Annotated in this window: 9 protein-coding genes and 1 pseudogene; 2 read left to right on the plus strand and 8 right to left on the minus strand. The window is 67.5% G+C overall.

Going from position 1 to position 11,852, the window contains the following annotated elements; all coding sequences use genetic code 11:
• The 3 genes and pseudogenes from IBL25_RS20690 to IBL25_RS20700 all read right to left on the minus strand — a co-directional run.
• Positions 1-386: pseudogene (locus IBL25_RS20690) on the minus strand (hypothetical protein); the annotation flags it as partial.
• Positions 383-2,164 (minus strand): arginine--tRNA ligase, encoded by a 1,782-nt coding sequence (argS, locus tag IBL25_RS20695; protein ID WP_187780401.1) that lies wholly within the window; start codon positions 2,162-2,164, stop codon positions 383-385. The gene argS and the pseudogene IBL25_RS20690, both read right to left, overlap by 4 nt.
• Before the next feature lie 11 nt (positions 2,165-2,175).
• Positions 2,176-3,327: a deoxyguanosinetriphosphate triphosphohydrolase gene (locus tag IBL25_RS20700; protein WP_187780402.1), complete on the minus strand. Its 1,152-nt coding sequence runs from the start codon at positions 3,325-3,327 to the stop codon at positions 2,176-2,178.
• A gap of 115 nt (positions 3,328-3,442) precedes the next feature.
• On the opposite strand from IBL25_RS20700, the gene IBL25_RS20705 reads away from it, so the two are divergent.
• The gene (locus IBL25_RS20705) at positions 3,443-3,799 is read left to right on the plus strand and encodes a HesB/IscA family protein (RefSeq protein ID WP_187780403.1); all 357 of its coding nucleotides are present in this window, start codon (positions 3,443-3,445) and stop codon (positions 3,797-3,799) included.
• Positions 3,800-3,806: 7 nt separating this feature from the next.
• Positions 3,807-4,574, plus strand: coding sequence for an exodeoxyribonuclease III (xth, locus tag IBL25_RS20710; protein ID WP_187780404.1), 768 nt, complete (start codon positions 3,807-3,809; stop codon positions 4,572-4,574).
• 203 nt (positions 4,575-4,777) lie between these two features.
• On the opposite strand, the gene IBL25_RS20715 is transcribed toward xth, so the two are convergent.
• From IBL25_RS20715 to IBL25_RS20735, 5 genes are all read right to left on the minus strand, one after another.
• Positions 4,778-5,125, minus strand: a complete 348-nt coding sequence (locus tag IBL25_RS20715) for a YXWGXW repeat-containing protein (protein ID WP_187780405.1) — start codon at positions 5,123-5,125, stop codon at positions 4,778-4,780.
• A 152-nt stretch (positions 5,126-5,277) separates the two neighbouring features.
• Entirely contained in the window at positions 5,278-7,002 is a 1,725-nt protein-coding gene (gene ilvD / locus IBL25_RS20720) for a dihydroxy-acid dehydratase (RefSeq protein ID WP_187780406.1), read from the minus strand.
• 117 nt (positions 7,003-7,119) lie between these two features.
• A complete protein-coding gene (locus tag IBL25_RS20725) occupies positions 7,120-8,439 on the minus strand; it encodes an MFS family transporter (protein WP_187780407.1) in 1,320 nt (439 codons plus the stop codon).
• Positions 8,440-8,530: 91 nt separating this feature from the next.
• Positions 8,531-11,224, minus strand: coding sequence for a valine--tRNA ligase (locus tag IBL25_RS20730; RefSeq protein ID WP_187780408.1), 2,694 nt, complete (start codon positions 11,222-11,224; stop codon positions 8,531-8,533).
• A 59-nt stretch (positions 11,225-11,283) separates the two neighbouring features.
• The gene (locus IBL25_RS20735; protein WP_187780409.1) at positions 11,284-11,769 is read right to left on the minus strand and encodes a DUF2497 domain-containing protein; all 486 of its coding nucleotides are present in this window, start codon (positions 11,767-11,769) and stop codon (positions 11,284-11,286) included.
• Between the last annotated feature and the right edge of the window lie 83 nt (positions 11,770-11,852).

Consider the following 11,852-nt stretch of genomic DNA (forward strand, 5'->3'; position numbering starts at 1 on the left):
GGTGGCGCGGCTTCCGCTACCTGCGGGGGCGCGGGGGGCGGCGCGGTGGCGGCGCGCAGGGCATCCAGGTTCGGCGCCTCGGCGGCCGGCGCGAGGCGGCCAGAGGGCTCGTAGCCGCTGGTGGTTCCCCGGCGCTCGAAGATGATCTCGTCCTGATTCGGCACGCGCAGCCCGCCCCGGTCATCGGGGCGGATCTTCACCGGGCGCGAATCGGGCTCGATGACCGGGATCGGCCGGTGCGTCGTCAGCCGGGTGATGCCCCAGCCCACCAAGGCTCCAACACCGACCACGGCCGCCAGGCCGCCGGCCATCATGAACATGCGCGTGGACGAACCCTCGTTCGCCGCACTGCGAACCCGGTAGGACGGAATTGGCGCTTCGCTCACCGCATCTCCTCAACAGGCGTGACGCCCATCACAGCGAGGCCGGAGCGGATGACGGTCGCGGTGGCAGCCACCAGGGCCAGCCTTGCCCGCGTCGCCTCCGGCTGCTCGGCCAGGATGAAACGCAGTGTCGCATCCTCGCGCCCACGGTTCCACAGGATATGAAAGTCACTGGCCAAGTCGTGGAGATAAAAGGCAATCCGGTGTGGCTCCCGCGCCGCAGCAGCGGCCTCCACGGTGCGCGGCCAGGTGGTCAGGCGGCGCAGCAGGGCCAACTCCGCCGGGTCCTTCAGGGCGTCAAGCGGCGCGGTGGCCAGATCCTCGGCGGAGGGGTCCTCCGCCTGCCGCAACACGGAACGGCAGCGGGCATGGGCGTATTGCACATAGAACACCGGATTCTCGCGCGACTGCTCGACCACCTTGGTCAGGTCGAACTCCATCTGCGCATCGGACTTGCGCGTCAGCATGGTGAAGCGCACGGCATCACGCCCGACCTCGTCGATCAGGTCGCGCAGCGTGATGTAGCTGCCGGCGCGCTTGGACATGCGCACCGGCTCGCCATCCTTCAGCACCTTCACGATCTGGCAGAGCACGACATCCAGCGGCACGGCGCCGTCGGAGAGCGCCTTGGTCGCCGCCTTCATGCGCGAGACATAGCCGCCATGGTCGGCGCCCCAGACCTGCACGAGCTGCTGCATGCCGCGCGCGATCTTGTCGGCATGGTTGCCGATGTCATTGGCGAAGTAGGTGTTGGAGCCGTCGCTCTTGCGCAACGGGCGGTCCACGTCGTCGCCGAACTTGGTGGAGGCGAAGAGCGTCTGCGGCCGCGGCTCCCAGTCATCGGGCAGCTTGCCCTTGGGCGGCTCCAGCACCCCTTCGTAGACCAAGCCCTTGGCGCTCAGCTCCGCGATGGCGCGGTCAGCCACGCCGTCCTGCACCAGCTTCAGTTCGCTGATGAAGACATCATGCACCACACCCAAGGCAGCAAGGTCCTCGCGGATCTCGTCCATCATCATGGAGACGGCAGTGCGCTGGATCAGGGCCAGCCGCTCCTCCGTGAAGTCCGGCCGAGCGCCTGGGGCCAGGGCATCGCCATGCTGCTGCTTCAGGGCCTCACCCACCGGGATAAGGTATTCGCCGCGATACTGCAGACCGCCCGGGACCAGCGCGGAATATTCCTCTTCCGTCAGCGTGGTGCCCAGGGCCTGCAGGTAGCGCCAGTAGGCGGCATAGGCGAGCGCCCGCACCTGCGCCCCAGCGTCGTTGATGTAGTATTCCTTGGTGACGTCGTAGCCGGCCTTCAGCAGCAGGTTGGCCAGCGCATCGCCCACCACCGCGCCACGGCAATGGCCGACATGCATTGGTCCGGTCGGGTTGGCGGAGACATATTCCACATTTACCCGGATGCCCTGGCCAACGGGCGAGGTGCCATAGGCCTCGCCGACGCGCAGCAAGGCCGGGATCTGGGCCAGCACGAAATCCTCGCGCAGGCGCAGGTTCACGAAGCCGGGGCCGGCGGGCGCCGCCTCGGCCACCATGGGCAGCGCGGCCAGTGCCTCGGACAGCTGGGCGGCCAGCTTCGGCGGTGGCATCTTCGCCAGCTTGGCGACGACCATGGCGGCATTGGTCGCCATGTCGCCATGGCTGGCGTCACGCGGCGGCTCCACCAGCACGCGGGCGAAGGCATCCTCCGGCAGGTCGGGCAGCAGCCGGCGCAGGCAAGCCACGACCTCTGCACGCAGCACGGCGAAGATATCGGGGGCGGTCGGGTCTTGGGGCATGGGTGTCGTGTTCAACCAGGAAGATGCGGGTCAGTCAGGCGCCGGTGCTCGTCCAGCGCGAAGCGGTCGGTCATGCCGGCGATGTAGTCGCAGACGGCGGCGGCGCATTGCGCGCTGCCGGCGGTGCCGGCGCGGTTGCGCCATTCGGGTGGCAGCATCTCCGGCCCGCCATGCAGCAGGCTGAAGAGCACCTGCACCACGCGCTTGGATTTCTGCGTGGTGCGGTTGACGCGCCAGTGGCGGTACATGCGGCCGAAGAGGAAGTCGCGCACCGTCTGGTTCGCGGCCGTCATGCGCTCGCTGAAGGTCACCACGGGGCGGTCGGCGGCGCGGATATCGTCCACGGTGGCAGGGGCCAGGGCAGCCAGGCGGCGGGTGGCTTCCTCCACCACGTCGTTGATCATGGCGTTGATCACGCGCCGGATGGCCTCTGCCACCAGCCGGCCATCGCCGACGCCAGGATAGGCTTCCCGCGCGGCAGCCACGGCGGCGCCGATTAGCGGCAGCTGGGAGGCTTCCTCCAGCGTGAAGAGGCCGGCGCGCAGGCCGTCATCGAGGTCGTGGTTATTGTAGGCGATGTCATCCGCCAGGGCCGCCACCTGCGCCTCGGCCGAGGCATGGGTGCCGAGGTCCAGCGGGTGCCGCGCGTCGTATTCCACGAAATAGGGAGTCGGGCGGCGGATGGGGCCATTATGCTTGGCTAGCCCTTCCAGCGTCTCCCAGGTCAGGTTCAAGCCGTCGAAGCTCGCATAGCGGGCCTCCAGCAGCGTCACGGCCTTCAGGCTCTGGGCATTGTGGTCGAAACCGCCATAGGGGCGCATGACGCCGTTCAGCGCCTCCTCCCCCGCATGGCCGAAGGGCGGGTGGCCCAGGTCATGCGCCAGGGCCAGGGCTTCCGCCAGATCCTCGTCCAGCCGCAGGCGGCGGGCGATGGAGCGGGCAATCTGCGCCACCTCGATGCTGTGCGTCAGCCGGGTGCGGAACTCGTCGCCCTCGTGGTAGATGAAGACCTGCGTCTTGTATTGCAGGCGGCGGAAGGCCTTGCTGTGGATGATACGGTCCCGGTCCCGCTGAAAAGGCGAGCGCGAGTCGCCGCCCGGCTCCGGGTAGAGCCGGCCACGCGAGGTCTCCGGCCGCACGGCGTAGGGGGCAAGGCCATCCATGCGGCGGGCTCTACCAGCCACCCAGCGCTGCCGCAACGGCGCGGGCCTGCCCTGCCCCGCCGGAAGGTTGGAAATCGTCCCCGCGTGGTCCTATATGCGGAGCCTGAGGAGTTCGATGGCCATGCCCGACGGCACCGTGACCGCCCCCACCTTCCATGTCACCCCCCGCGCCTTCGCCCAGGTGGCTGAAATTGCCGCGCGTCAGGGCCGTCCCGGGGCCGGGCTGCGGGTGGCGGTGCTGGCTGGGGGCTGCTCCGGCTTCCAGTATTCCTTTGAACTGGAGGATACGCCGGCGGAGGACGACCTGGTGCTGGAAGGCGAGGCCCGCGTCTTCATCGACCCCACCAGCCTGGACCTGCTGGCCGGCGCGCAGCTCGATTGGGCGGATGAACTGATCGGCGCCCACTTCGCCATCAAGAACCCGCAGGCGGTCTCGGGCTGCGGCTGCGGCGCCTCCTTCTCGATCGGCTGAGGCTCCCTTGCGGCTCGCCACGCTGAACGTCAATTCGGTGCGCAAGCGCGTGCCGCATGTGCAACGCTTCCTCCAATCGACGAAGCCCGACCTGCTGTTCCTGCAGGAACTGAAGTGCAAGACCGAGGAGTTCCCGGCCGCGGAGTTCGAGAGCCTGGGCTACCGCAGCCATGCCGTCGGTCAGCACGGTGGGCGCAATGGCGTGGCCGTGCTGGCGCGCATTCCCTTCCAGGTCGTGGCCGAAGCCTTGCCAGGCGAGGATGAGGATACTCACGCCCGCTATATCGAGGTCGAGGCGGCGGGCGGGCGCTTCGCCGGAATCTACCTGCCCAACGGCAATTCCGGCGGCGCCGAGGGCTATGCCTATAAGCTGCGCTGGATGGAGCGGCTGCGGCAGGTGGCGGCGGAGCGGCTGGACAGCTTCACCCCATTCGCCATCCTGGGAGACTTCAATGTCTGCCCGACGCCGCTGGACCTCGCCCCCGGCGCCCTGCCGGCAACGGATGCCCTGGTACGGCCCGAAAGCCGTTCGGCCTTCCGGGCGCTGGCCAACCTGGGCCTGACGGATGCGCTGCGGGCCCTGCATCCGAATGAGCGGCTTTATACCTACTGGGATTATGGCGCCGCCTTCGATACCAATCGCGGCTTGCGCATCGACCACGCCCTCCTCTCCCCCGAGTTGGCGGAGCGGCTGGAGGCGGCGGAGATCGACCTGGCCTTGCGTTCGCAGGAACAGCCGTCCGATCATACCGCCGTCACCATCACCCTCTCCTGAGTCCGCTCCTGGCTAACGCCAGGCGCGCGGACCATACCATCCGGGGGGCGGACCCGGTGGCGGAGGCGGTGGGGCATAATAACCATGGCGGTGTGGCGGCGGACCGTAATAGTCCGCCGGATACACGACGCAGCCGCACAACCCGACTCCGACCACCGCCAAAGCGAGCATCCTGCCAAATCCCGGCATGGCTGCCTCCTTCCCTAGTTCCAGCCGGGCTCAACCCAGACCCAGCGGCCACGGCGCTCCACCCAACGGCCTTCATGCCAGTTGCCGCGCCGGCGACGCTCGATCCAGCGGCCGGAGACCCACACATAGTTGCCGCGCCGCCAGGACCAATGGCCCGGCTGCCATACGGCGGTGCGGCTGGGCGCGCGGCCATGTGGCCCCTCACGGCGGGGCGGCGGCGGTGGCGGCGGGCGGCCCGGGCCACCAGGGCCCGGTGGACGGGGCGGCGGGCCGTAAGGCTGCGCCTCAGCGATAGTGGAGAGGGAGGCGGTGCCGGCCAGCGCGGCGAGCGCGCCCCCCAGCAGACCACGACGATTGAGCATCTCTTCCTCCTGTTCCGGGCGGTTGGCGCCCGGAGCTTCTGGATGCCGGCCCGGCGGCAAGCGTGCCGGGCCATGAGGAAGATGCTGCCGCCCCAGCATGGCAAAGCTGGGGCGGAATAGTGACCTAAATAGTCGAAGTTAAACCGAGTGAATCAGATATCGGCGTAGCAATGCGTCTCGGCCTCACCACCCGGATGAGTGACAGCGCCAAGATACGCGGGGCCCACAAGCTGCGCATACTTCCACAGGGCACCGGCATTGTAGTCCGTGCCACGCGGCTTCCACTCAGCCCGCCGCTTCGCCATTTCCTCATCGGAAATATCGACGTCGATGGTGCCCTTTGTGGCGTCGATGATGATCTTGTCACCGTTCTTCAGCAGGCCGATGGGGCCGCCCACCGCTGCTTCCGGCCCGACATGGCCCACGCAGAAGCCGCGGGTGCCGCCGGAGAAGCGGCCGTCAGTGATCAGCGCCACGGCCTCGCCCATGCCCTGGCCATAGATGGCCGCGGTGGTGGAGAGCATCTCGCGCATGCCTGGGCCGCCTTTCGGGCCCTCGTAGCGGATGACAATCACGTCGCCCGCCTTGTAGGCCCGCTGCTCGACGGCCTTGAAGGCATCCTCCTCGCAGTCGAAGCACAGCGCCGTGCCTTCGAAGCGCAGGGTCTTCATGCCGGCGACTTTCACGATCGCCCCGTCCGGCGCCAGGTTGCCCTTCAGCCCGACCACGCCGCCGGTGGGGGTGATGGCCTTGGAGACAGGGTAGATCACGTCCTGGTCGGTCGGGAAGACCACGTCCTTGTGGTTCTCGGCCAACGTCTTGCCGGTCACGGTCATGCAGTCACCATGCAGCAGGCCGGCATCCAGCAGCGCCTTGATGATGACAGGGATGCCGCCGACCTTGTGCACGTCCAGCGCCACATACTTCCCGCCCGGCTTCAGGTCGGCGATGTAGGGGGTGCGGCGCATGATGGCGGCCACGTCGTCCAGCGTGAAGCGGATGCCCGCCTCATGCGCCATGGCCGGCAGGTGCAGGCCCGCATTGGTGGAGCCGCCGGTGGCGCCCACGACCACGGCCGCGTTCTCCAGCGCCTTCAGCGTGACGATGTCGCGCGGGCGGATGTTCTTCTTGAGCAGCTCCATCACCGCCTTGCCGGACTCCACGGCCCAGCGGTCGCGGTCCTCGTAAGGCGCCGGGGCGCCGGCGGAGCCGGGCAGAGCAAGGCCGATGGCCTCGGAGACAGTCGCCATGGTGTTGGCGGTGAACTGGCCGCCGCAGGCACCGGCGCTCGGGCAGGCGACGCATTCCAGGGCGTGCAGGTCCTCGTCGGACATGTTGCCGGCGGCGTGCTGGCCCACGGCCTCGAAGACATCGACGACGGTGACGTCGCGCCCCTTGAACTTGCCGGGCAGGATGGAGCCGCCATACATGAAGACGCTGGGCACATTCAGGCGCAGCATGGCCATCATCATGCCCGGCAGCGACTTGTCGCAGCCCGCGAGCGTGACCATGGCATCATAGGAGTGACCGCGCATGGTCAGCTCCACCGTGTCGGCGATGGCATCGCGCGAGGCCAGGGAGGACTTCATGCCCTGGTGGCCCATGGCGAGGCCATCGGTCACGGTGATGGTGGTGAATTCGCGCGGAGTGCCGAAGGCGGCCTTCACGCCTTCCTTCACGCTCTGCGCCTGACGGTTCAGGGCGATATTGCAGGGCGCGGCCTCGTTCCAGCAGGTGGCGACGCCGACCAGCGGGCGGGCGATCTCCTCCTCCGTCATGCCCATGGCATAGTAGTAGGAGCGGTGCGGCGCACGCTCCGGGCCGACACTCACATGGCGGCTCGGAAGGCGCGACTTGTCCCAAATGTGCTCAGCCATGCGGGCGAACCTTTCTTCATTGCGTCCCGAGGCTGGTATTACGCAACACCCTTTCCCGCGCAACCGTCCCCTGTCCGCTTTCACGCCAGGGGATGGCGGTTCAGGGATGCGCTGCCGTCAGACCGGCTGCTTTGGCGCGTCCGGGTGCTCCAGATGGCCGTGCAGGCGGGTGTCCTTCATACTCAGTACCGCGACCAGCGCGATCACGGCGAAGCCGGAGACATACCAGAAGAAGCTGGTTTCCATTCCGGCATTCTTCAGCCACAGCGCCACGTACTCAGCCGAGCCACCGAAGAGCGAGTTGGCGATGGCATAGCCAAGGCCCACACCGAGGGCGCGGATCTGGGGCGGGAAGAGTTCCGCCTTCACGACACCGCTGATGGACGTATAGAAGCTGATGATAAACAGCGCGCCGAAGATCACCGCGAAGGCGCCAAGTGATGTTGTGACGGTGCCCAGGATGCTCAGCAGCGGCACGGTCAGCACCGCGGTTCCGACAGCGAAGACGATCAGGCAGGCGCGCCGCCCGATGCGGTCGGAAAGCGCCCCGATCGCCGGCTGCAGGCACATGTAGCAGAACAGCACCGCGACCATCGTGCCACTGGCGCGTTCCACAGTGAAGCCGGCAGAGTTCACTAAGAACTTCTGCATGTAAGTGGTGTAGGTGTAGAAGGCCAGGCTACCGCCGGCGGTCAGGCCGATGACCTGCAGCAAGGGCTTGGGATGCTTCAGCAGCAGGGAGATGGTCCCTGCCCCCTCGGACGCACGCTCCTTCGCCGTCGTGGTCTCGTGCAGGGCGCGGCGCAGGAACATGGCGATGATGGCTGTGCCAGCGCCAATAAAGAACGGAATGCGCCAGGCCCAGGCGCGGATCTCCTCGCCCGTGTAGATGGCCTGCAGGACCACCACCACCAGCAGGGCCAGAAGCTGCCCACCAATCAACGTGACATATTGGAAAGAAGCGAAGAAGCCGCGATGCCGCGCCAGGGCGACCTCGCTCATGTACGTGGCGCTGGTGCCGTATTCGCCGCCGACGGAAAGTCCCTGGATCAGCCGGGCCAGCAAGAGCAGTGCCGGCGCCGCGAGGCCGATGCTCTCATAGGTCGGCAGCACCGCGATCATCAGCGAGCCGAAGCACATCATCAGCACCGAGATGACCATCGAGGTCTTGCGGCCACGGGTGTCGGCGATGCGGCCGAAGAGCCAGCCGCCAATCGGGCGCATCAGGAAGCCTACCGCGAAGATCGCCGCCGTGTTGAGGAGCTGGACCGTAGGGTCGCCTTTGGGAAAGAAGGCGGGCGCGAAATACAGTGCCGTCGCGGCGTAGACGTAGAAATCATACCATTCGACAAGATTGCCTGAGGAGCCACCGACAATCGCCATGACGCGCTTGCGCGTGTCATGGGGATCGCGGACCTCCGCCGGTGCCATGGCCATCGTCGCTATCCTCCAAACGATGCGACGGTTGTTCCACGCGCGCAGGCCCTGCGCGCGCGAACATTGGGCAACCCTGCGATGCAGCCTCGCCTTAACCGCCGATACGGGACAACGCCGCTGTCAGCCTGGCCGCTTCAGCCTGATGTGCCGCCAGGCGTTCACGATTCTCCTCAACGACCTCAGGCTTGGCGCGGGCGACGAAGTCGGCATTGGCCAGCTTGGCGGCGGTCTTCTGCGCCTCCGCCTCAGACTTGACCTTCTCCTTCATCAGGCGGGCCCGCTCGGCGTCGAGGTCGATAACCTCGGCGAGGGGCAGAAGCACCGTGGCCTCGTCCACCACCACCTGAGCGCCCTTGGGCGGCTCGCCTTCCAGCGCCCGCACCTCGGTGGCGCGGCCCAGGCGGCGGATGGCATCAATCCAGCGCTCCGCCCGCGCCAGCGTCTCCGGCGTGGCGCCGGAGAAGAGCAGTGGCACCGTCACGGAAGGCGGCACGTTCATCTCGCCCCGCACCGCACGCACCTCGTTGACCAGCCGCACCACCCAGCCGAGTTCAGCGCGCGCTTCCTCGGCACCCGGCACGGCCACAGGCTGCGGCCAGGATTCGCCGATCAGGCTGAACTCGGGGCCGTAGCCGAAGCGGTCCCAAAGCTCCTCGGTCACATAGGGCATCACCGGGTGCAGCAGGCGCAGGATGGTGCCGAGCACATGCTGCGCGACTCCCTTTACCTCCACCTTCTCGGCTCCATCGGGGCCGTTCAGAGCAGGTTTGGCGAATTCCAGGAACAGGTCGCAGAAGCTGTTCCAGACGAAGCGGTAACAAGCGGATGCGTAGTCATCTATCCGGTAGGCATCCAGCGCCGCTGTTGCCTCGGCGATGGCGGTATTCGCCGCGTCGAGAATCCAGCGGGCCAGCGGCGTCTGCACCTTCGAGGGGTCGAAACCTGCATCGGGGGCGATGCCGTTCATCTCGCAGAAGCGGGCAGCGTTCCAGAGCTTGGTGCCGAAGGAGCGGTAAACCTCCACTGTCCTCTGGCCCAGCTTCACATCACGCCCTGGCGTGGCCAGGGAGGCGATGGTGAAGCGCAGTGCGTCGGTGCCGAAGCTCTCCACCAGCTCCAGCGGGTCGATGACGTTGCCCTTCGACTTCGACATCTTCTGGCCCTTCTCGTCGCGGACGAGGCCATGGATGTAGACGGTCTTGAAGGGCACATCGCCCATGAAGTGGTGGCCCATCATCATCATCCGGGCCACCCAGAAGAAGATGATGTCCCAACCCGTGACCAGCACGTCGCCGGGATAGTACTTGTCCAGCTCCGGCGTCTTGTTGGGCCAGCCGAGGGTGGAGAAAGGCCAGAGGGCGGAGCTGAACCAGGTGTCAAGCACGTCCGGGTCACGCTCCAGAGTCACGTCCCCGCCCAGCTTGGCGCGGGCCTGGGCCAGCGCCTCCTCCTCCGTCCGCGCCACGAAGACGCTGCCATCCGGCGCGTACCAGGCCGGGATCTGGTGGCCCCACCAGAGCTGGCGGGAGACACACCAGGGCTGGATGTCGCGCATCCAGGAGAAGAAGACATTCTCGAAGTGCTTGGGCACAAACTCCGTGCGGCCGGTCTCGACAGCCTCGATAGCCGGCTTGGCCAGGGTCGCGGCATCGCAATACCATTGCATGGTCAGGCGCGGCTCAATCGGCACGCCCGAGCGGTCGCCATGCGGCACGGCGTTGTTGTGCGGCTCGGTCTTCTCCAGCAGCTCCAGCCGCTCCAGCTCGGCGATGATCGCCTTGCGAGCGGCGAAGCGGTCCTGGCCGGCCAGGGAGCGGACGAACTCAGGGTCCGCCACGCCTTCGACAGCACGCAGGTCGCCCTCAATCTCCGCCAGCCAGACCGCACCATGGGCGTCCAGCACGGAGGGCATGGCCAGGCCGTGGCGCTTGCCGACATCGAAATCGTTGAAGTCATGCGCCGGCGTGATCTTCACGGCGCCGGAACCCTTCTCGGGGTCCGAGTATTCATCGGCAACCACCGGCACGCGCCGGCCGGTCAGCGGCAGGATGACGAACTTGCCGACCAAGTCGCGGAAGCGCTCGTCTTCCGGATGCACGGCGACAGCGGTGTCGCCCAGCATCGTTTCCGGCCGGGTGGTGGCCACCACCAGGAAGCGCCCGGGCTCGTCTTCCACCGGGTAGCGCAGGTGCCAAAGGCTGCCCTTCATCTCCCGGTTCTCGACCTCGAGATCGGAAATAGCGGTCTGGAACTTGGGGTCCCAGTTCACCAGGCGCTTGTCGCGGTAGATCAGGCCCTGCTCATGCAGGGTGACGAAGACCTCGCGCACCGCCTCGGACAGGCCGGCATCCATCGTGAAGCGCTCGCGTGGCCAGTCGAGGCTGGCACCCAGGCGGCGAAGCTGGCGGGTGATATTGCCACCCGACTGCGCCTTCCATTCCCAGACATGTTCCAGGAACTTCTCGCGGCCGATATCGCGGCGGTCGATGCCCTGGCTGGCCAGCAGGCGCTCCACGACCATCTGGGTAGCGATGCCGGCATGGTCGGTGCCCGGCTGCCACAGCGCGTCCCGGCCCTGCATGCGGCGCCAGCGGATCAGCGTGTCCTGGATCGTGAAGGTCAGGGCATGGCCGATATGCAGGCTGCCCGTGACATTGGGCGGCGGGATCATGATGGTGAAGGGCTCGGCCGCGCTGTCGGGCCGGGCGCCGAAGGCACCCGCGGCCTCCCACCCTTCATAGATGCGTTGTTCGAAGCTGGCGGGCGAGAGGGTCTTGTCGAGCATGGCGGAACGCTTGATAGCGCCGCGCCACGGCGTCAAGGGGCCGTCGCGATTCCGGCGCCTCAGCCGGGGTTGCGGCCCATCAAACGGGCGATCTCGGCCTTCACGATATGCTCCACCATCCCGGGCAGGTGCTGGTCCAGCCAGGACTTCAGCAGGGGGCGCATCTCCTCCCTTACCACGTCCTCGATGCTGGCACCGCCACGGCTGACCGGCGCCGCACGGTCCCCTGCCACGGCCTTCGCCAATTGCCCCAGGGCCGCGGCGGTGGCCGCAGCCACGGCCGGCGCCAGCAAGGAGGTTGCCTGCTGTGGCGCCGCCGGTTCGGGTGGCGGGGGCGGCGGCATATCGACAGCCACCGGCGGCTCGGCCACCATGGAAGGCGCTTCGGGCTTCGGCGGTACGGCCGGGGTGCGGGGGACAGGGACCAGCATGGCTTCCGTCAATTCCAGCGGGCTGGTTCCGGCCTCATCCTCCTGCAGGATATCGCGGATGGAGGCGAGGATGTCCTCCATCGACGGGTCGGCTTTCGGATCATGTGCCGTCATGTCAGCGTGGCGCCCCCTCACCCTCTCCCGACCAGTCCCCCGTCCCGAACCACTTGGAACGGACGGTGCGGTAGTAGGCTTCC

Source organism: Pseudoroseomonas ludipueritiae (genome assembly GCF_014490445.1).
GTDB classification, from domain to species: domain Bacteria; phylum Pseudomonadota; class Alphaproteobacteria; order Acetobacterales; family Acetobacteraceae; genus Pseudoroseomonas; species Pseudoroseomonas ludipueritiae.